The sequence below is a fragment of the Eubacterium limosum genome (assembly GCF_000807675.2).
GTDB lineage: Bacteria > Bacillota > Clostridia > Eubacteriales > Eubacteriaceae > Eubacterium > Eubacterium limosum.
This window is the reverse complement of record NZ_CP019962.1, coordinates 1,137,625-1,158,644: the sequence shown is the minus strand read 5'-3', so window position 1 is coordinate 1,158,644 and position 21,020 is coordinate 1,137,625. Positions and strand designations below refer to the sequence as shown.

Genomic DNA, 21,020 nt, shown 5'->3' with positions numbered 1-21,020 from the left:
TTCACCATATAAGGCTCTGGGGGAGGCCCAGAGCCTCCCTTTCTATGCACAATACTTTACAATACCATTTGCCAGACACTGAGCTTGATTTCGAAGGCCAACCTCGTTGTTCATGAATCCGGCGTTTCCAGCATTTGTAATAAAGCCCGGTTCACAGATTACCGCAGTCATATCGGAATAGACCACTTCATAGTCATCCTGATATTTTGCGCCGCGGTTGGTCGTTCCAAGCCCCGCCGACAGCTCATTGACACTGCATACAGCCAGCTGATTTCCGCTTTCGGATACAAAGAGAACCTCTGAACCATTGGCAGCTGGATCACCATAAGCATTCTCATGACAGGACACATAGAGGTTTGCCCCCCAGTTGTTCGCCTCCTGAACACGTGACGCCAGGGATTTGTAATAATCCCCTGTACGCCCCAGCAAGACCGTTGCGCCATATCCTTGCAAGATGCTTCCTAAAATGGTAGCATAGGCAAGTGCAACATCTGATTCTCGCAGACCGTTTCCAACACCGCCTGGATCAGAGCCGCCATGTCCTGCCGGAATATAGATTTTAACCCCATCCAGTCTGCCGGATTGAGTTGGTACAATCAGGCTGGAGGATGATGGAACACTGGCATTTCCAGACGGCATAGCTTTCATGAAGTCTACCATATTTAGCGCTTGTTCCTCTACCGGACCACAGCACCAGTCTGGTTCTCTTCCTCCCCGAACTTGGAAAGTCTTGAACGCTTCCACTGTAGCCGTTCCATGGCTGCCGACGTTCCCGTCGATAACCAACGCGAAGCCGCCAATAAGGTTCAGCTGCTCCTGAATCTTTGCACAGTAGTCGTACAGCTTTCTCCAGGTTTGAGGACCAGCAATCCGATCTGCTGCAATTCCAAAGTAAATCTGAGCATTTTCCAATGCATTGCCAGTGCCATTGCCAAAGTCTCCGTCTTTTAATCCCGGATTAAATCCACAGATATGAAGTTGTCTCTGTAAAAAAAGAACGTCATCGTTCATATCACCAAACTCTACGATTGCATTGTAGTATTCCAATGCCATATTAAGCCGCCTTTCTGACCGCCGCTTGGGCTGCCTCTTCATTTTCTTTCAGCATTTTTTCGATCTTGTTTGCAACTACTATATCTTCCTTAGCTGCCTTTTTAACCTGGTCTCCTAATTGAGCTTCTTTTGTAAAACTGTTGTTTTTCCACCAATTGATCGCGAAAGTAATCACTGTAGCCCCCATAGAGAGCCACTGATAAACCGCTTGATCATCAAACGGAATTTGCTGTAAGCCGGTGATTGCAAAAATCTGATTGATCAATGCAATAAAAGCTGCTCCTGTTCTTACAATTGTACCAACATCAATTTTAGATAAATTAATTTTCATCATGATTCTCCTTCTTGATTTATTCTTAAAATGCGACAATAATGCCGAAAACCTGCTACTCGGTCATTGGCCTGTACCTCCTCTTTGCAATTTAAAAGGGCCTTTCGGCCCTATTTCACATAATACAATGTCCATCCGCTGACATCCGTCAACGTGCTTTCTGCCCAAACATAGACGTTTCCATCTGCATCAATACGTGATTGGAAAGCGCCACGTACTCCCTGCGCCCCTGGGGTTACGATACTTGCTTCCGGTCGATATCCCGAAGGAACTGTCAATACTTTTGTCCACGTTTGAGCTTGAATAAGCCCCGAAAGGGTAAAAGAAAGCCAGCAAAAATGGCCGACGGCATTATAGATTAATTTATTGACATAGCCTGATACTTTTGAAAAGCCTGATGCCAATGTGAAATCCAGCTGTTTTATTGTTCCATCAATCTGTTCTGGATCTGTTTTTGCATGCTGCTCAAGCCATGAACCGTCTGTCTGTTTTTCATATTCGGTATACTGTTTAACGGGCATCTTTTATTCCTCCAGCATAAACTCAAGGGCCTGAAAGACTTCCAGACTTAAGTCATGGGTGGCAGTTTCCAAAATGGCTTCTGGGACAGCGTGGATGGGTACCTCATTTTCAATACTCAATAGATCAATAAGCTCCTTTTGGTAAGCATCGCCGCCCTCTGGGTACTCTTCCTGAAGCTTAGTGAATTCCTCAAAATAGCAATCATATTCTTTAATAAAGGCCTTTCTGTTTTTGTTTAAAGCGTATGAAGCCTTTGCGGGCAGACGCACGGCAATAATTTCACCGATCTGGTTGATGTGATTGATGATTTCCTGATTGGTCATTTTGACAGTTTTCATTATTCTGTAACCTCCTGTTTTTTGTTCTTTTCCGCAATCATTTCATCTTGAACGCTGTATGCATAAGTTTCAAAGTCCGCCTGGTCTTTCATCGCCTGACCCCGATTGGCTTTGTACAGGGCCTGGTTTAAAATAGAACGCCCCATATCCATTGTTTCTGGAGCGTCGCTGTTAGTATTGGCATAAAACTGGCAGATGCGGTCATCCCCGATTTTTGAATACTCAACAAGACTAATGGTTCTATTTCTTCCGTCTAACATTTTAATTTTCCTCCATTGTATTGATTAATTGTTTTTGAACGCTATAAACGTATGCTGTAAATTCAGATTCGTCCTTTAAAATCTGTTCCTGATTTTGATAATACCGTGTTGAATCGAATACTTTTCTGCCAATATCAAGATCATAAGGGCTATTTTTGTTTAGAACCGCATGAAACTCGCAGATGTCTTCTAAATCAATCCGCGAAAACTCAGTAATGTATATTTTAATATCTTTACCAGACAACATGACGGTCACCTCCTTTATGCTACATAATAAAACGCAGTATATGAAATATCCGAAAGATTACTTTGTCCCCAGGCCTGGACAGTTCCGTTCGGATTTATGCGAATCTGACTCAAGCCCCGAATCCCATTGTTACCAGAGTATGTCAGCGCTAAGCTTGGGCGGTAGCCTGCTGGTAATGTTAATACCGTTACCCAAGGGCCCGCTGTGATATTACCTGACAGGGTAAAGGCTAAAAAACAAAATTTCCCAAAAGCATTATAAATAATTTTGTTCATGTATCCAGACATTTTCGAAAAGCCGCTCGCTGGTGTGAAGTCCACTTCTTTGGTACATCCCTCGGCATAGACCTGTGGGGACTGCGCATTACTCACACCGATTCTGGCGGTTGGGCTTGTCCCTATCCATACGCCATAGTTGCTCCCTTCTCGGCCCATCTCAAAGAGATTATAACCGCCAGCATAGCCTTCTACGAAAGCTTTTGTGGTTGAAGCGTCTCCGGCAGCCAGGTGCAAAAGGTCTTTTCCAAGCACGTTTAAAGCCCCCGGACTCCAGGTCTGGCCGCTGACGGCTTTGAAGGCTACTGTCCCAACCAGTGTTGCTGAAGCGTTCTTAACCGTCATAGATTGCGCTCCCTGCATGGTTAGTGTTCCAGTCATTGCGACGTTTCCGGCGCTGTCCACCTTAAAATTCTTGGTGTCGATGGTGCCGTTCGCCAGATTGATTTTCATCCCGGCGCTGTTGGCTACATAGTTATTTGATGTGATCGCCGTCCCGTAAAATTTATCGGCTGTAATAGCCCCTGCAGCAATTTTGTCCGCTGTGATCTGTCCGGCTGCAATCTTGACTGCTGTAACAGCACCAGCTGCCAGCTGCGTCGCTGTGATGGCGTTGGCCGCGATCTGGGCTGCGGTGATGGTCCCTGCGGCGATCTCATTGGCCGTGACTGCCTTCGCAGCGATTTTGGCTGTCGTGATGGCATCGGCAACGATCTTATCCGAGGTGATACTGTTAGCTGCGAGGTTTCCGGCAGCGATGGTAGTTGCTGCGATCTTATCCCCTGTGATGGTATTAGCCGCCAGCTGGGCCGCTGTAATACTGCCTGCCACAATTTTACTGGCATTAACAGAATTGGCGGCGAGTTTATCAAGGGTTACTGCACCGGCCACAATGGTACTGGCTGTTACCGCATTGGCGGCAATCTTCCCTGCGACAATGGCATTGGCGGCGATCTGGGTCGCTGTTACGGTTCCGGTATAGATTTTTCCGCCGTTGATATAGGTCAGGTTGTTGTTATAGCACCAGTTTGCAATAGAATTTTCAGCGATAGCCGTAGTATCATCTTCTGGCGCGGGTGTCCAGTCCATTGGCGGTTTGATTTCGCCCTCGTAAAGGCAGGCCCAGTTGATGGTACAGCTGGTGGAGCCGCTGGGGTAGTTGTAGATATTGACGTTGGTCGTCGTCAGCGTTGCGGGCGTTGTACAGACCACAAACTGGGTTTTGGCCGTGGTGGTCGGATTGACAAAGAATCCGCCCGAACTCCCGCCGTTAAACCATAAACCGATTTTCTGGCTGGCGGAGCTGGTAAAGCCGTTTACTACAAAGGTGTACTTTGTGTTCGGCTTCAGACCGGATGTGTTGAATACGCGTGTGCCATAAGTTGTATTGGTGGTCGGCGTGCCGCTGTTTCGAAGTAGGTTTCTGGCACCAATCGTGATTAAGTCATTGATGGCCTTGATGGCGGCATCGTTGATCTGACCCACGGTAATGCTTTTACTTGCCAGCTTATCGGCTGTGATACTACCTGCTGCAATTCGGGCCGCTGCCAGGATACCTGTCGTAATCTTACCTGCATCCAGAGCCGCAATTTTCGCACTTTGAATAGTGGCGTCCGCGATCTGGGCGTTGGTGATGGTCGCGTTGGCAATTTTTGCGCCAGTGACTGCGAGATTCGCAATCTTCGCGGTACCAATCTGCGCATCACCGATCATGGCAGTCAAAATAGCCCCGTTGGCGATGACACCGCTGTTGGCTGTGATGGTTCCTGCCACAATCTTGTCCGCGGAGATGGTCTTACCGGCAATCTTATCGCCCGTAATGGCGTTCGCCGCTAATTTCTCGGTACTGATGGCCCCTGCTGCGATCTTCGCTGCTGTGACCGTCCCCGTATAAATATCACCTCCATCGATATAAGTTAGGTTGTTGTTGTAGCACCAGGCTGCCAGCGTCGCTTTGGCTGCGTCTGCTGCACTCTGGGCGCTGGCAGCGTTGGTCTTGGCCGTATCGGCGGTTCCCTGTGCGGTCGCTGCCGCGTTGGCTGCTGCATCGGCGGCGGCCTTGGCGTCGACCGCGGGTTTCTGAATTTCGGTCAGAGCCGCTTCTGTGAGTTTCCCTACTGTCAGACTTCCCGCTCCAATACGGTCTGCGCTGATAATGCCCGTTGTGATCTTCCCGGCGTCCAGGTTAGCGATCTTCGCGTTGTCAATGGCCGCATTGGCGATTAAAGCATTGGTAATGGACAGATTCGCAAGGGCGTTCGTGCCGAATTGTCTGAGTGTCCAGGCCGTACCATTCCAGTAATACATGCGGTTGTCGCCCGCTGTATCAAACCAGATATCGTTCGTTTTCCGCCCAGTGACAGGCGGCGCTGTAGCTGCGTAAAAGACGGTGTTTTTACCGTCTGCGGTTGTCTGGGCTGAGTTGGCGCTGGTCTGTGCGGCCTTTGCCAGGATATCCGCTGCCGCTGCCGCATCTTTTGCTGCGTTGGCGGCTGTCTGAGCAGCACTGGCATTGGCTTTGGCCGTGTCAGCTGTCGCCTTAGCTGTCGCCGCATCACTGGCGGCAGTGTTTAACTTGTTAGCTATATCCGTTGACAATTTCTCAGCAGATATAATACTGTCCGAGATTGCCCCAGCACCAAAGGTGATCTCGGTCCACTTGCCGCCATCCCATTTTGAAATAGCGTTATCCTTAGCTGTGTTATACCAGGTATCGCCGGTTTTTCGACCGGTTATCGGCGGCTGAGTGGCCTGATAAAAGACCGTATTTTTACCATCCGCGCTGGTTTGGGCCGCTAAGGCTTTATTGTTAATGCCATCCATAAAGGACTGCAAATCTGCCCCAACCTTCGCCAGGGTTACCGCATCGTCTGCAATCGCTGCGCTTCCAAACGGGCTTAAGCTCCACGCTGTGCCGTTCCATATATACGCCCGATAGCCATTAGCGGTGTCAAACCAGGTATCTCCTTCCTTATTGCCCGTAAGTCCGGGCTGGGTAGCCTGGTAGTAAATCTTGTTCTTACCGTCAGCGGTAGTCTGGGCCTGCTGCGCGGCGTTAGCAGCGCCTGTGATCTGGTCGTTGACCTGCTGTGCTAATTTGTCTCCTGTGATGGCCCCGGGTGCGATCTGCACCCCGTTGATGGTACCAACCGTGATATTCGCCGCGTTCAAGTTCACAACCTCGATCTGGGCAGCATCAAGCCGCCCAGCGGTAATTTTATTCGCGGTTAACCCCACGATTTTCGCATCGGTGATACTTCCATCTGCGATCTGCGTGGTGCCTATAACACCTGTACCGATCATCGCCGTAGTAATACAACCATTCTTAATGTTGGCAAGGTCAATGTCGGCTTTGCCGATCATGGCCGTATCAATGTCCGCGACATCAGCTTTAAGGCTTGTAATATCCGCGGTAATGGCGGTCAGGTCCCCGATGTGGGCCACGTCAATGATGGCTTTTCGGATATCGGCCGTGTCGGCCTCCAGCTCGGTGATCCGGGCCGTGGCGGCATTCAGATCGCCGATACTGGCTTTGTCTGCCACCAGCACTTGGATTTCTGCGGTTTGGGCTCGTAGGGTTTCAACGGTGGCCGTAACCGCGTTGAGGTCTTTGATGTCCGCCTTTTCGATTATGGCGTTTTTGATGGTGGCATTTTCTGCGTATAAATCTTTAAACTTCCCTGAAATCCCTACCCGTTCATTGGTCATGGTGACCGTGTTCGCATGGAGGTTATCCACAAAGGTCTGCTTGCCATAGCCAAAGGTAGGGGCTATTTTCAGGACACTGTTTTCATAGACTTCACGGACCTGGGTGATGCGGTTATCCTCAACAAAACCATTTTCATCCACGTAGGTGGCAAGATCGCCTAAGTCCCAGGAACGCCCGTAATCTTGAGTGTCTGCATCAAATATATAGGAAACAGTCGCTGCGGCTGCTGAAAGCTTAAGTTTTCCACGGTCCAACAAAGAGTCCGTTTCGCCTTCGGCAATATCACGGGCATCAATAAACATTTCCTTTCGTTGAAGGCCTGTCAGATGCGCATTGATTTTAACGACTTCCCGCTCATCTCCATCACCCTGTCCTCCGATATAGGCCATGTTTTTTTCACCTTCACAAGAATAGGTGTAGGTACGTTTTGTGACTTTTCCGCTCCCCTTGGAAAAAATATAGCTATTGGGGTTATCGATGCGGTGTGTGCAGTCTTTGCCTTCGAGCACTTCAAACACAAACTGCTTATTATCCGTATCCAGCCAGATAACCGGCCCCAGGCCGGACTGTCTGGACAATTCAAAGAGTTCATCTGTTAAATATTTGAAACGGGACTGAAACGTTATTTTAATGCCCCGGTGCTGACTTTGGAGCACACGCATTTCTTTGGCGGTTCGTGCAGGATCGGCTGGATGCACCACCTGTTCATTAACCAGATCACACATGATATCTTCAACCGGTTTGTTATTCCAGACCCAATAACCGTTATTGGTAGCAGGCGGCTCTGTCAGCCGCCAATAAAGCAGATAAAGTAGGGAAAAGCCCTTGATGACAATGTCTTTTAAACTTTTGGGTTCATAGCCATCGCTGTCATTTTTGTAATACTGGATAATGCCGTTTCGATAACGATCATTGTTGATCATGATATAGTAGCCTGGAACAAACAGATCCGGACGATCTTCGGTGAAATGTATTTCAAAATTCCCAAAGGTCTCCCAGCGTCTGACATAAACGGCGGATGTGAAATTATCAATCTCACCGATAAACTCGCGTTCTTCGTTATAAAAACGGATACTGGTTGGCTGTTCTATTTCTTGTAAACCCGGCATAAGGCACCCGCCTCCGCTTCGTCCGGAAAGCTTTCGCCTTCGTTAATCTCAAAAATCTGCCGCCATCCGGTTCCCTGCTGGGTACGGAACCATTTTTCCACGACCTCCTGGAAATTTTGAAACCAGGTGTTCATCTCCGTGGGATTTCTCGGCCCCATGCCGCCGCAAAGAGCTTTATAGGGACGTTCATCCAACACTGTGATGGCGCCGGTCAATCCCACCTTTAGTTGTGCAAGAGATAGTTCATAGCGCACACCGTCCCGCTGCAGTGTAGGCGGCTGCGGGCTGCTGGCCTCAGTACCCTGTTTGAGCTCCACCAGGCAGTTCATGGCGCTGTAGTCCAGGCGAACCACAACGCGGTCAATGCGCATATAGTTTGTAGGTTTGGGCACTGTCAACGTCTTTGGGGTGGTCAATTCATTAAAAATACCGCAGACGTTCGCGTACCCTGGCGCAACCGAAACATTGCCACTGCCCGCGGTTACCTTATAGCTCATGGTGCCGTCTTCCTCGACCCGGATGCCGGACATAAAGCTGTTCTTGTAATAAGCCATCAGGTCATCTTGTGTATATTCTTTTAGATTAAAAAATCCGCTTCTTTCTGCCATTGAGTTTCCTCCTTTCTGTCATATGCCTAAATAGCGCCGCCGATACCTTACCTCGACGGCATTGGTTAAATCGGTACGCCCGTTACTGTACTCTAAAATATTGTCACCCACTGCCAGATTAAAGGATAAAAAGCTGTTCTGGTCGATATAGTTGTAACCATTACGCCGGACACCGTTTTTTTCAATTTCAATGGACTTCTCGCTGTAGGCTGTGTTGATATAGAGGGTTTCATCCTCCAGCAACTCTTTTCGCACGGCCACAAACTCACCGGTAGTCTGGTTTGTAACCTTTGGATAGACTGCCGGGCCGGTAAAAATAATCAGTACGGGTGTCTTTACATGCCCATCATTAAAAACCGATATGGTGGGTGCGCCGCGATGGGCCAGGGTAAAAGGCGGTGTAAAAGGAAAGGTTAAACCGCCTTCCCAGCTTGTCAGTGCAATCCGGCTGTCTGCCGGGTCCGTATAAAACGGATTAAAACAGTCAAGGCCACCCTTAAACTCCTGCAGGAAGTCATTGGAGGTTTTATAGTTGGTGGAGTAGTCCACGGATTGATCCGGTGATCCGTGAATGATCTTGGATTCCGGATGCGTGCCATGGGTTTCATAGTTGACTTTCAGGGTTAGCGTATCTTTGGGGTTCATGACAAAGTCAAGCTCCTGTTTCAGAATCTCAATCTCTGCTAGGCCGTTCCCGATAATGGAGGCCGTAAAACGAGGATTGCGAATATCCAGGGGGGCCGAGTATTTCGTTACCCCGTCCTGTCCGTAGCCTTTCGCCGTTTTAAAGCTTGCTGGTGCCACCCCCGGATCAAAGTCCTGGAGGAGAAAACCGGTGTCCCGGACAAAGCTTTCAAACAGCACATGGTGTCCGTTATTTTCGTTGATGAGTTCAATGCTTTCGTATTTCATTTTTCCTCCGATCTTAAGGTGTTGTCGGGATATCCCGCATGGCTTTTTCAGCTGCCCGTCCAATTTCGGATGGGCTGTTATTGTCGCCGTAGAAGTTGAATTCCTGATGAATACCGCCTGAGTTACCAGAGAGCATCCGGGTGTAGGCGGCATTTTCTTCAGCTGTCAGCAAACGCTCATCCTTATGGGCATAGATGCGGTATCCGTCATAGGGGACGTTCTCAACGCCATTATAGCTATGAGAATAGCCTGAACTATTTTTAATCCGATCTGTAACTGAAACACCTTTATTAAAGGGTAAATTATCCCACCAAGCAGCTATGCTATTGAAAATACCGAGTACATTTTCCTTGAATATTTCAAATGGGGATAACATTTCTCCTGTCTGGATGTTAAGAGCATTCAAGATACCAGGCGTACCTTCTTCGATTTCTTTTTTGACGCCGTCACAGGTTCTTTCTGCCTCGCTGATCTGCTGATCACAGCCTTCCTGGGCTGCGCGTACCATCTCATCGTATTGCTCCTGTGTGATATCTCCGGCCCGTCTGAGCCCTTCAGCCTGAACAATAATGCCATCCCGTTTTTCCTGGGCGGCCTTGATTTCACCGTCACGGGCTTCATTGGCTTTGATGATTAATTCGGAGGCCATTTCTGCGCTTAAGCGCCCCTGGTATTCCTTGATACGGGCACGGATGACCGCGGCTTCCTGTTCTGTCTGCGTTAAGGCACCGATAGCGTCCTCACGCATCTGATCCTGAATGCTCTTAAGCTCTGCTTGTTCTTCTCGGGAGAGCTGCCCGTTATTGGCTGCCGCAATCGTCTGTAATTCGGTCAGCCGGGCCTGCATAGCCTCGGTACTTGAAATTCTGTCAGAATGCCTTTGGTTGATCTGATCAAGGATCGCCTGACCACTGGCGGCTTCCATGGTTGAACTGCTGGTTAAAAAAGTGCTTAAAGCTTCAATGCGTGTATTGTACGTTTCATTTTCCTTGTCAATGAGCATCTGACTCATGGATGCAAAATTTGTAAAAATAGTGTTGGTGGTCTCAGCAGTAATATTTTCAGAATTCAATCCGATATTGTAAAGGGACTGCGTGACACCGTCATCCAGCTCCATATAGGCCCCCAGGGCTTCCTTGGTGGCATCGGATATTTTAACGGTGTTTTCAGCCGCAATGGACGCGCCCATCCCTGAGCTGTCTGCAATGCGTTTGGTCGCAGTATCAATGGTTTCGCTGAACAGATCTACCTCTGGCACCACATCCGCATTCATCTGTTTATATGCTTCTGCAATGCCCACACCAATCCCTGCTGCGGCAACGGCAAATGCGCCCACTCCAATAGCTGCTGTTCCAAGAGAAGAGCCTAAAACATTGGAGAGCGTCCCGGCTAACCCAGAACCACCGCCGACTGCTGTTGCTGCTTCACCGGCAGCACCCGCAACCGTTGTTAAGGACTCCGCAGCTGGTGCAGCTGCTTTTGGTATCCCATCAATGGCGTATTCGACCCCTTCAATAACTTTTGAAGCATCCGGTAAGGCTTTGGCAATACTACCGCCAGCTGTAGCTAACTCCGTGGCTTCTTTGGCCGCCGGTTTTAAAAGCGCTGGTAGGCCACCAACCTCTTTAGCAAGGTCTTTAGCCACCGAGGTTGCCTTCGGCACCGTTCTGGTTACAGATTTTCCGGCGCCACTTAGGACATCAAAACCTTTTGATAAACCAGCTATAGCAGGTGTCAGTTTAGTGAACATTTGGATACCATCGCCGAACAGCTTCAAGACCGGACCGGCTGCTGCTGCAAGACCGCCCCATTTTAAAATATTCTCCTGCTGCTCATCGCTCAGACTTCCAAACCAGTCCGCCACATCTGAGATCATGTCCGCAATTTTTTCCAGGGTGGGTGCTGCCGCATCGCCAAGTTCAATGAGTGAAACCATGATTTTATTCATGGCCTTCTCAAACTTAGCGCCCATGTTATCCTGGCTTTTTTCATAAGCCTCGGTTGCTGCGCCGTTGGCTTCCATCATCGCCTTGGTTTTTTCTGTCAGGTTTTCGGATTGAGCTCCGGCAAGCGCCAGAGCAATTATCTGCCCATTAATTTCTCCGATGTAATCTTGAAGCGGCTTACCTGAATCCTCTGCTGCTTTTACGATCGTATTGATTGATCCTTGAAGCCCAAGAGATTCCATCATGGCTTGCCCGTTAGCATAACCAAGATCATTCATAAGAACGATCATACTTTCAGTTGGAGACATAAGCGCTTGTAAAACGCCTTTTAACTGCGTGCTTACTTCGGAAGCGGTTCCTGTGACGCCCGTTGCCGTGGCCATTACGCCGAAAAGCTCTTCCTGACTAACTTTTAAATTCTCACAAAGTGGAACTACCTGACCAATTGAACTTGCAAGTTCTGGAAAAGTGGTCTGCCCAAGCTTGGCGGTCAAGAACGCCAGATCCGCCACTTTTTGGTTGGCTTCGAAGCTGGTATCTCCATAACCCTTAGTAACGCTAGATAAGAGACGAATGGTATCGGTCGTGCTGGCTCCAGAGGCTTTGGCCCCTTTGGCCGCAACCTCCAGAATTTTAGCGCTATCCGCAGTATCTCCATAAGCCGAAATAACCTCATAAAGCCCTCCGGATATGTCTTTAGCGGCAACGCCGGTATCTTTGGAAACATTCAACACACTTTCAGACAGCTCCGCTGTACGGTCTTTGACCTGTTCTGTTGTGCCGTCTAACAGTGTGGAAACCATCCCCATGGATTTTTCAAAGTCCATTGCCATTTTTCCAGCCACTGTCGCAACCCCAGCAAGTGGGAGTGATACGTATTTCGTCAGATTGCTGCCGACACTGGATAAGCGTTCACCTGTTTTAGCCGTATTTTCGAGGGATTTGCTAATTTTTTCGGCCTCAGTAACACCCGTTACCCTGGCTTTTTCCATATCGGACTTAAAACCGGTAATATCTGCTTTGAGCTCTACCTTAAGAGGCGCAAGAGAGATACCGCCTGTCAATCCTGGCATTTAAATCACCTCGTTTTCTGCCGGACAGCCGTTAAATCCGCTTTTGTCTGACTGAGACGCCAGAGATTTTTAAGAAGTTCCCGGCCATCCTCTGTTTTATTAAGCGCGTCAATCCAGGACTCTTTCCGGTAAACTAAATAAGCCCCGAATGGAAGATTCAGGACCTGCATAAAATTGAGACCGGTATAGTATGCAATGCGCTTAATTTCGGCTGTGGAAAGAATATAGTTTTTCTCCCAATCCTCTTGTTTGAAGTATTTTTTTACGACTGCTTCGCCGATGTCTCCGTCTGGGATTGGGAGTTTGAGTTTGGGTCAGCGCCCACCTCAATTCTCGCACTCATGACCGTTTTAATGATATCATCAATGGCCTGCAGTGGAATTTCATCCATTTCTTCATCTGTAAAGGCGCGGTTCGCTGTATTAAAATTCAACAGGGCTTTTGCGACCTTCTGACGATTTTTATAGTACAGGCTGGTATCCTCTTTTGTGTTTGTATCTTCAATCTTGGCAATCTCTGCCATAACGTTACAAGATGGTAACTTTACTGAGATAACCTCGTCCCCGATCTGAAAATCTGCTGTTTTATCAATGTATTGATTTAAGTTGATCATGTTTTTCTCCTGTTTTGAGTATTATAAAAGCACTCTCAATCGAGAGTGCTAAAAACTATTGCTTTTCCATTATTATCGATACAATTGTTGGCCAATGTGTATTTTCCTGTGGTTTATCAACAACGCCATATACAGTTACTATGTCGCCGTCATTTTTATCTTGAAGCGTATTATTCTCAAGCCCCTCTGGAACTCTCAGCATATAAACGATGTAACCATCCCCTTCTTCCTGCGATATCATGCAATTTGGAAAAACATCCAGTTTTCCCTCTTTGTCTATCGCATTAATCTCTCCGGTAACGACGACTTTTTTCCCCTTCCAATTACCTGCGTTTATTTCAATAAAATCTGCAGGTACTGCTACTTCTTTTATGTTTACTGTATCATCAGCGGTAGATGGTGACGGGGTAGCTGTAGGTGTAGTGCTCGGTGACGTTTTTTGCTCTGTAGTTGTCGTCTCGCTATTCCCGCACCCCGACATGCAAACAAGTAAAACAAGGACAATAGTAAATAAAGATATGATTCTTTTCATTTTTCTTTCCCCCCTAAAAATTATAGATTTATCATACAACATTCAGAAGGAAATAACAAGCCTTAGCTGTCGCTTGTCGGTGCTGGGAGTGCTGATGCCTCTTCATCGGTCAGTTCCTCCTCGAAAACAGCCAGAAAGTTCTTCAGGTATTCGATGGCCGTGATCTCTGCGTCCACGGTCAGCTCTTTGTCGGTGAACTCAATGGCAAAGCCGTTGCCGCCCTGGCCGATCATGGTGAACCGGATCTTTTTGCCGTTCTCCTTGACGTGCACAAAGCGAAGCAGCACGGTTTTCAGGCTGCCGCCTCCGCCAAAGGTCAGGGTTCGGGCTTTTTTCTGCTTATCCTCCGCAAAGATGGCAGAGCTGAGTAGGGCCAGATTTGACAACTTCCAGCGCAGAATACCGGTTTTAGCAGTGATTTCTTCTTTGGTGATAAAACTCTTGACGGTTTTGCCATACTGGTTCTTTACATCGTACTTTTCAGGTTTGTAGTCGATGGAGAACCCGCCGGAGCAGTGACCAACGTTGTGATCGTCGGTCTCAATGACGGCGTCGGCAGGCAGATCACCATCGGTTAACGCTGGGCATTCGTACATGTAGACTTCACCAGCGCCTAATATAATTTCTTGATTATCCAGTGACATTTCGTTTCCTCCAATTGATTATAAAATATAAGGTTGCTTCAAAATATTCGGAACCACCGGCCTCTGGGGCTACTGGTTCACCGCCGCCTGCTAACGTTGCCCGAAAGCGGATACCTCTGTAAAGACGATAAGTCATATCGCTCGACATATCCAATGCACAGATGACGGCATCAATCATTGCTTTGCAGGCATCGTAGTCTTTTGCCAGTATTTTTAAGTTTAACTGGGTTTGGTTGACCACGCCTGTGGTCATTGGTGTGGTACCGTAAACCATACTGGGTTGTTCAAGCTCACTTGTGTAAACCGGCTTGATTTTATCTTTTAATGCCGGAACGTGTTCTGCAATATAAGCGATCAGATCATTTTCCATTATGATTCTCCTGCTAAAATTCCACGAATTTTAGATAAATTCTGTTGCTTGGCATCTTCCAGATAAGGCTGTGGCTTTTGGCCTTTTGTGGTATGCCAGCCTTTATATTTTCCAGCGGCTACCTTAAACCTCCAGGGTGTCCTTCGGCCACGTCCATTTCTTTCATAGATACCTGTTCCCTCATGCACCATTGGTGCATAATCCAGGCTGTTACCAACCACACCGACAATTTCACTGGCTGTCGTTGTAACTTCATGGTGGATATCTGCCCGCAAAGCCCCAAAATTAACAGGGCAGTTCTGCTTGCCTGAACGTTCAACCACAAGACAGGCCTTATCCATGTTCTGTGCCACGCGTTGAATTATTTCAAGGGTTGCATGATCAATGCTGGCCTCAAAGCCACGATTATCAGACATCGGTTTCCACCGAAGCCAGCAGCAAATTTGTCATGCGTCCATCGTTTGCGGCGCTTAAAATGTTATAAAGGGCACCCGTTTTAGTGTTTTTAAGGCGATTGGTATTCGCTTTGATATACTTACATCGTGTTAACCCGGTATGGGTGCTTTCACTGTATTTAAGACTTAAGGTCTGGCGCTGCTCGTTAATCTTAAAGACCGACACCTTTATCGGTCGGCTGGGTGTCCATTCCCGCCGATCCGAGCCGCTGGCTGTTCGAACCTTGACCAGTGTTTCAACCATGTAGTCTTCCATTTTACTGTTAATGCTCATTTGTCACCTCGGTAACTTTCGTATACGTCTAAGCTGTCTGCGAAGCCCAGCGGGCAAATCTTCAATATAATTTTCAGAGACACCGCTCTGACTGGTTGCGGCAATGCCTTCAGCACCCATCTTATTAAAGCGAATGAGTGCAATCTCTTTGACAACTGCTTTCATTTCCATCGGAAGCTCTGTCTTTGCTGGACAATTGACATAGCTCTTTACTTCGGCAATAGCATCCTCTATCAGGCATTTCTGCAAGGGTTCATCCAAATCTCCAAAACCGGGGTAATGGGACAGCTCTAGTAATAATCGTTCTTCCATTCTTGCTCCAATCTAAAAAGGCAGGCAGGGTGATCCCTGCCCACAAGCTTTATGCGGTGACTTCCTTTGTTTTAACCGGATTGGCATCAGTATTAGCGACTTCAACCTTGGTCGGCGGCACATCTTCGATGGTACCAATGGTACAGTTCAGAACTGCAATGGCATCTTCCCGCAATACCTTCGCGCCATACTTGCACAGACCACGGACCCCATCTGAGAAAGAATCCTGAAGCCGCATGGCTTCAATCTCAGAAAGCTGTTTCGCTGCACCAATAGCGGACTTATGCAGCGCGATGATTTTGTTCGCAGGCAGCTCTTCAGATTGAACCACCTGTAGTGTGCTGATGGTCTGGCCTTCAACAATGCCGTTTGCCAGTACATTCGGATTGGATGTAAAGCGTGGGTCTTTGGAGAGAACGCCCAGCATATCCGCGGTCACGACCACAAAGCGGTTGACCTTTGGTGCCTTCAGCTTGTTCAGCAGCGTCGCCAGATCAACAATATAGTCATAGGCATTTTTCGGCGTTACCAGCTTCTTAGAAGACGCGCTGCCAATGTTCTGGGCGGCTTTGGTCAACGCTCCGGCCTGTGCCAAAATATAGCGGTCATAGCTTTCTGCCAGAATTGCAGAATGCTCGGCTGTGGTTTCCTGGATCACCGGCCCCTTCAGCTGTACCGCGTCACAGTCATCCAGGCTGAAAGCAAAGTATTTCTGCTGGTCAAAGGTCATGTCCTCAGGAGTGGTCGTGATCTCATCCCACTCGACCGATCCACTATAATCCTTAATCGTGCCTGCTCCGATCCGGTTGAAACGACAAGTTTCACCCTGGACACTGGTCGGTGCAGTTGTGATCGCGTCCCCAATCGAAACGTTATGAAAATTGAGAAGCAAAGCCGCTTCCCAGAGTGTTGGTTTAAAACTTGTTACTGCCATATTGTGTTACCTCCTAAAATTTCATTTCGCCCAGCTGGGCCTGAATCTCTTCAACGGACATGTTATCCGCGTTTTTAACCAAATTTTCATAGGTGCTGCCGGATGCCTGGGAACCTGTATCTGGGCTCGGCGGCGTAAATCCGGAAATACTTTCCTGAAACATTTCCTTGTACTGATCCATGAGCTGCTTGCCCTGTTCTCCCAGTCCATTAACCTGGCCCTGCTCATCCACCACAAGCTTGTCACGGTCAAATTTGCTTGCCAACAAATCGGGGTACTTGGCTTTGTTCTCTTTCAGGAATCCAGAAATGGCATTATCCAGGGCCATGCTGCGGATTTTTTCTTTACTATCCTTTTCCAGTGTCTTAATCTGTTCCTCATATTCCGTCACCTTCAGCTGCAGGGCCTCGTTGTCAACATTGTCCTTCTTCAGCCCCTTGATGGTATCATTGGCGGTTTTGAGCTGCTCCTCTAATTCTGTTGTTCTGGCAGCAGCCTTCCCATCATCAATCATGACGTCCTCACCAGTAGCCTTCAAAATGTCTGCAATCTGCTCATCTGAAAGACCTTTACTTTTTAAAAACTCTTTTAATTTCATGTTAAACCTCCATTTAATAATATTTAAACAATGGGCACTGAACAGTTTTCTTCTGTTGCGATTTCCCAATCATCAGCCAGAATTTCTTTGATTGTATTGGCTAAAAATCTCGTCTCCCGGATATTGACAATACGGTTATCGGCAGTAAAAATTAAGATCGTTTCCCCATCCCACTTCCAATAACCATTCCAGCATTTACGTTTTACAGGCAGATCTTCCTGGCGCATCAGCTTAAAAGCTTCCTGGAAATTGAGCAACTTTTCGGATGTGTCTGGAATGATGTATGTTTTAACTGTCTCATCGAAGTAGTTGTTCACGTTGTACCGATCAACTAACAACCAATCCTCAGCCAATAAATCATCCGTATTGGGTTTGAAAATATTATGTTGCTTACGATCAATCAAGGCAAAGAATAAAAGTTCTTTATCATTATAGGCTGGCTCAATGAAACATTGTGCATCTTTTTTAAGATAATTTTGACGTGTGACCGCATTTCCCTTTTTAAGCTGCTGCAATGCCCAGCCAAAGGTGCCTTTTTTTTCGTAGTTTAACTCCTCTACCACTTCACAGATTTTTGGCTTGAGCTCCGTCATTTCGCTCTGCACAATGTTTTTCAAACGTTTGGCAATGGCATCGACTGAAATCGAAACGCCAAAATCGGCATCTTTGATTAATGCGTCTTCGATCTTCAAACGACCTTGCTTAATTGGTACTAAATTGGGTTGATCCTCTAATCGCTTTACACGACTTTCTAAATCTCTGATTTTTTCTTGATTAAACATATAGCCTCCTTAAATTTTATGCACTAAAAAAAGAGCTCACCACATGGCTTACTCTTTATAGCTTAATTAACTGTTCTCTTCGCAGCAGCTCTTCCTGCCACCATTTTTCATATTCTTCTTTGGCCCATTCCGGGGCATCCTCGGTCAGGCCAAGCTTTTCTCGCCCCCAAAAACCTTCTTTATCACGAATGACATAAGGGAGCCAACGGGGCATAAGCATACAGTTCTTTTCTAAAGCCATTTTTTTACCTCCTCAATGATCCTTAGACTCAGCTCTTTCGCTTTATTTCTATTTGCGTAATAGTCTAAAAAAGCTTCTGCCAACGTTTCGGAAAAGTCAGTTGTTGCGTAATTGGATATTTCCATACAAAGAACGTCCAATGATTTGCCATTCGTCACCTGAGACGCAGCGTCCCGAACAATCTTTTCTGCTATTAAGCATCCATGCCATGCATTGGCCCTGTTTTGTAACCCCTTAATATTGTTTTTAATCAGATAGGATTCAATCACATGTCCAAACTCATGAGCGATGATGTTCTCTGGGGTCAATCCGTCAGGATTAAAATGCTGTTTTACCGAATCATCACAATATTTTTCAAAGTCACTTAAATCCGAAAACAGATCCGGATTAAAGGTCAGTTTAACGCCTTGAAAGTTTTTGCTCGGTCCAGCTGCCATGGCGCCACTTCGGCTTAAATCCATATGTTTGATATAGCCGTCTAATTGCGGGTAGTCCTTAAGCAATTGATTAAGCGTCCGGAAATTTCCAAGAACTGCTTTGGCATCAAGCCCAGTTAAGTTAGCATTTTTTATACCATATTTCTGTTCAGCATAATTGACTAAACGGGATAACGCTGAACTGTTAACGCTCTGTATACCTCCATTATTACCCATTTTAAGGAATTTTGCAATCTCATCTTTATCCGTAACTGGAAGATAACAGCAGCGGCAGTTCGCGTGGATCGGCAACACCGGCGCTTTATCAACCTTGAAAATCCGGCCATGCAGCGCTCCGCACTGCGGACAGGTCCGCTCATCAAGGGCGGCCCAGAATTGCACGTATTTTACGCCACTATCTTTATATGCCTGAAGGGATGCCGCGTTGAGATAATGCATGGTCTCGGTTCGGACAAGACGGTGGGCATTGTGAAACCCCTGATTCATGAGCGCATCCAGCTCCAACGCCAGCTCTGTGATGGATTTCCCCCGGATCATGCCCGACACCAGCGTATTTTTAAGATTCACCAGCAGCTTGTCCATATTTCGCCAGATCCGCTTTGAAAAATCCTCACCGCGCCAGGGCTCCTTTGCCAGCTCTTCAAAAAACCGGAGATTTGGCAGGTTTAAGTCAATGCCCAGCTCGCCCGCGATGCTTTTGTAGTTGTCCTGCATGCCTTTGGAAACCTTCTTGAAAAATTCCTTGGTCGTCGATTTTTCCAGGCCTTTTAACACTTTGGCAAAGGAGGCGTTGATCTTTTTCAGGCGGCCATATCGGTTCAGCAGCGCCTCGTCCAGAAAACCATCCTTGCAGATTTGCTTTTCAATGGCGTAGAGCTCGGCGTTGATGTCATAGGCGGCCTTGCGGTACATCTGCAGAATATCCCGGCTCTGCTTCTCAATGTCATTGTATTTTCGCCAGGTGCTGTTTGCGATCCGCGCTTCCCAATACTCACCCGTCCGCTTGTTCATGAGCGTCCTCGTCTATGGGCAGCGGCTGGATTGGGATTTCATCATTCGCCTGCTTTTCTTCTTGTTTTTCCAGTTCCTGAAGCTCCTCCTCCACATCCGTCACATAAGGGTGATGGGCCAGAATGGTTTTCTCAGAGATCAGGGTCTTACTGACCACGCAGTTATTGATGATCTCGGCCTCATTGACCTTCATGTTGCGGTTGAAGAGAATCTCAACATCCTGATCATCGTAATTTTTGCCCTCGGTCAGCTCCAGATAGCGGTTCACAAAGTAGAGGAGCTGCTCAAAGCCCTGGCGGAACTGTGTTTCCAGGGCATCGGCCTTCAGGTCCAGACCGGCGTACATGAACTTTAATGCCACACCAGAAGGATTGTTCCCAAATTTATCCAGGTCCTTGTTGATGGACTGCCCATCCTCCACAATATCCCGCTTCAGCTGCTCGTAGTGCTCCCGCAGTGCCGTGATATCCATGGTCGGTGTCAATGCCTCCACGCCGCCTTCCTGCGGATCATCAATCGGGATGGCGCGATCCTCGTTCAGAATTTTCATGAACTCATGGATATCCTCGCCGCCATAACCCTTCAGGATAAAGATCAGGTTTTTAACCTCCTCCACGTAGTTGGCGGCCTCGGATCGGGACAGGTCATACTGATCCAGCAAGCTTTTCACAAACTTAATGTCTGGAATCTCAACATGGTTGTTCTTGAACGGGATGAACGGTACCCGGCCCCATCCCTGCCACTGCTGTCCACGCTGGAAGTGGGCCACTGGCCCGTTCTCCGGCTCGCCATCATAGGTATAGGGCACCAGCAGATTGCTCTGGTTCACAAAGCGTTTATAGCTGGTTGGCGTCCAATACTCCACGTTGTGGATGGTTTTTTTTCGGTTATATTCCCAGACCTGGGTATCATAGACCCGGATCATAGAAGCCAGCTCCGTGTGGCTGCTGTCTGTCCATTCGGGTATACACTGCTCCGATGGCACCACCATGGTCTGAAAATGCCCCTGTTCATCAATATAGGGCAGCAGCCAGCCAATGCTGCAGTTGGATGCTTCATAGCCCAAAAGACTTAGGTTATACCCAAACTTGCTTCCCAGCGTGTCTTTGACTTTATCTGCATATCGCTCATCTTCGCATTTAAGCGTGTAGGGCTTTGACAGCAGGTAGGACACCTTTTCGTCTACCTGGGTTTTGTACTTGCCGTGGGCCAGCTTGTTGTTGGCCTTTCCGGTTTCCTCGACCTTCTGGCCCTCTACCATTTTTGTGATCCGGCGGTTGAGAATATCATTGTCTACCTGGTAGTATTGCCGCCCCACAAACATCCAGGCCCGCCGGGCACTCCGGTTGAACTGGTCAATCAGATATAAAATCCGGCCATCAGTCAGCGTTTGTTCTTGCTCTTTCATTACCGTCATTCCTGCCATAACCCCCT

23 protein-coding genes are annotated in these 21,020 nt (G+C 47.7%); all 23 read right to left on the bottom strand.

All coding sequences use genetic code 11. From position 1 onward, the window contains the following. Nucleotides 1–42: 42 nt before the first annotated feature. Nucleotides 43–1,053: an N-acetylmuramoyl-L-alanine amidase gene (locus B2M23_RS05420; protein ID WP_052237203.1), complete on the bottom strand. Its 1,011-nt coding sequence runs from the start codon at nt 1,051–1,053 to the stop codon at nt 43–45. Nucleotide 1,054: 1 nt separating this feature from the next. Beyond that, entirely contained in the window at nt 1,055–1,387 is a 333-nt protein-coding gene (locus tag B2M23_RS05415) for a phage holin (RefSeq protein WP_081571107.1), read from the bottom strand. A 107-nt stretch (nt 1,388–1,494) separates the two neighbouring features. Then, nucleotides 1,495–1,905 carry a hypothetical protein gene (locus B2M23_RS05410; protein WP_038352073.1) on the bottom strand — a complete coding sequence of 137 codons (411 nt, stop codon included), beginning with the start codon at nt 1,903–1,905 and terminating at the stop codon, nt 1,495–1,497. Nucleotides 1,906–1,908: 3 nt separating this feature from the next. After that, nucleotides 1,909–2,244 (bottom strand): hypothetical protein, encoded by a 336-nt coding sequence (locus tag B2M23_RS05405; protein WP_038352074.1) that lies wholly within the window; start codon nt 2,242–2,244, stop codon nt 1,909–1,911. After that, entirely contained in the window at nt 2,244–2,504 is a 261-nt protein-coding gene (locus B2M23_RS05400; RefSeq protein WP_038352075.1) for a hypothetical protein, read from the bottom strand. Before B2M23_RS05400 ends, B2M23_RS05405 begins: the two co-directional genes overlap by 1 nt. Before the next feature lies 1 nt (nt 2,505). Continuing rightward, complete coding sequence (locus B2M23_RS05395) at nt 2,506–2,751, bottom strand: hypothetical protein (RefSeq protein ID WP_038352076.1); 246 nt, start codon at nt 2,749–2,751, stop codon at nt 2,506–2,508. 14 nt (nt 2,752–2,765) lie between these two features. Next, entirely contained in the window at nt 2,766–7,844 is a 5,079-nt protein-coding gene (locus B2M23_RS05390) for a Gp37-like protein (protein ID WP_052237205.1), read from the bottom strand. Beyond that, entirely contained in the window at nt 7,823–8,452 is a 630-nt protein-coding gene (locus B2M23_RS05385; protein WP_038352077.1) for a hypothetical protein, read from the bottom strand. Before B2M23_RS05385 ends, B2M23_RS05390 begins: the two co-directional genes overlap by 22 nt. Nucleotides 8,453–8,470: 18 nt before the next feature. Next, the gene (locus B2M23_RS05380) at nt 8,471–9,364 is read right to left on the bottom strand and encodes a phage distal tail protein (RefSeq protein ID WP_052237206.1); all 894 of its coding nucleotides are present in this window, start codon (nt 9,362–9,364) and stop codon (nt 8,471–8,473) included. Between the two features lie 13 nt (nt 9,365–9,377). After that, a complete protein-coding gene (locus B2M23_RS05375; protein ID WP_038352078.1) occupies nt 9,378–12,383 on the bottom strand; it encodes a phage tail tape measure protein in 3,006 nt (1,001 codons plus the stop codon). A gap of 262 nt (nt 12,384–12,645) precedes the next feature. Beyond that, nucleotides 12,646–12,996, bottom strand: coding sequence for a hypothetical protein (locus tag B2M23_RS05365; protein ID WP_038352079.1), 351 nt, complete (start codon nt 12,994–12,996; stop codon nt 12,646–12,648). Nucleotides 12,997–13,051: 55 nt separating this feature from the next. Next, on the bottom strand, nt 13,052–13,528 hold the full coding sequence (locus B2M23_RS05360; RefSeq protein WP_038352080.1) for a hypothetical protein: 477 nt from the start codon (nt 13,526–13,528) through the stop codon (nt 13,052–13,054). A gap of 62 nt (nt 13,529–13,590) precedes the next feature. Continuing rightward, on the bottom strand, nt 13,591–14,172 hold the full coding sequence (locus tag B2M23_RS05355) for a hypothetical protein (protein ID WP_038352081.1): 582 nt from the start codon (nt 14,170–14,172) through the stop codon (nt 13,591–13,593). Further along, nucleotides 14,159–14,542 carry a hypothetical protein gene (locus B2M23_RS05350; protein ID WP_038352082.1) on the bottom strand — a complete coding sequence of 128 codons (384 nt, stop codon included), beginning with the start codon at nt 14,540–14,542 and terminating at the stop codon, nt 14,159–14,161. The genes B2M23_RS05355 and B2M23_RS05350 overlap by 14 nt, the downstream gene beginning before the upstream one ends. Next, a complete protein-coding gene (locus tag B2M23_RS05345) occupies nt 14,542–14,958 on the bottom strand; it encodes a hypothetical protein (protein WP_038352083.1) in 417 nt (138 codons plus the stop codon). The genes B2M23_RS05350 and B2M23_RS05345 overlap by 1 nt, the downstream gene beginning before the upstream one ends. Further along, nucleotides 14,951–15,271, bottom strand: a complete 321-nt coding sequence (locus B2M23_RS05340; protein WP_038352084.1) for a hypothetical protein — start codon at nt 15,269–15,271, stop codon at nt 14,951–14,953. Before B2M23_RS05340 ends, B2M23_RS05345 begins: the two co-directional genes overlap by 8 nt. Nucleotides 15,272–15,274: 3 nt before the next feature. Continuing rightward, entirely contained in the window at nt 15,275–15,583 is a 309-nt protein-coding gene (locus tag B2M23_RS05335) for a phage head-tail connector protein (protein ID WP_038352085.1), read from the bottom strand. A 49-nt stretch (nt 15,584–15,632) separates the two neighbouring features. Continuing rightward, nucleotides 15,633–16,517 carry a phage major capsid protein gene (locus B2M23_RS05330; RefSeq protein ID WP_038352086.1) on the bottom strand — a complete coding sequence of 295 codons (885 nt, stop codon included), beginning with the start codon at nt 16,515–16,517 and terminating at the stop codon, nt 15,633–15,635. A 13-nt stretch (nt 16,518–16,530) separates the two neighbouring features. Continuing rightward, nucleotides 16,531–17,115, bottom strand: coding sequence for a phage scaffolding protein (locus tag B2M23_RS05325; protein WP_038352087.1), 585 nt, complete (start codon nt 17,113–17,115; stop codon nt 16,531–16,533). Nucleotides 17,116–17,138: 23 nt separating this feature from the next. Then, entirely contained in the window at nt 17,139–17,897 is a 759-nt protein-coding gene (locus B2M23_RS05320) for a Thoeris anti-defense Tad2 family protein (protein WP_052237207.1), read from the bottom strand. Between the two features lie 55 nt (nt 17,898–17,952). Beyond that, nucleotides 17,953–18,138, bottom strand: coding sequence for a hypothetical protein (locus tag B2M23_RS05315; protein ID WP_038352088.1), 186 nt, complete (start codon nt 18,136–18,138; stop codon nt 17,953–17,955). Further along, the gene (locus B2M23_RS05310; RefSeq protein WP_052237208.1) at nt 18,129–19,586 is read right to left on the bottom strand and encodes a minor capsid protein; all 1,458 of its coding nucleotides are present in this window, start codon (nt 19,584–19,586) and stop codon (nt 18,129–18,131) included. The genes B2M23_RS05315 and B2M23_RS05310 overlap by 10 nt, the downstream gene beginning before the upstream one ends. Further along, on the bottom strand, nt 19,567–20,994 hold the full coding sequence (locus tag B2M23_RS05305; protein ID WP_167617778.1) for a phage portal protein: 1,428 nt from the start codon (nt 20,992–20,994) through the stop codon (nt 19,567–19,569). Before B2M23_RS05305 ends, B2M23_RS05310 begins: the two co-directional genes overlap by 20 nt. Between the last annotated feature and the right edge of the window lie 26 nt (nt 20,995–21,020).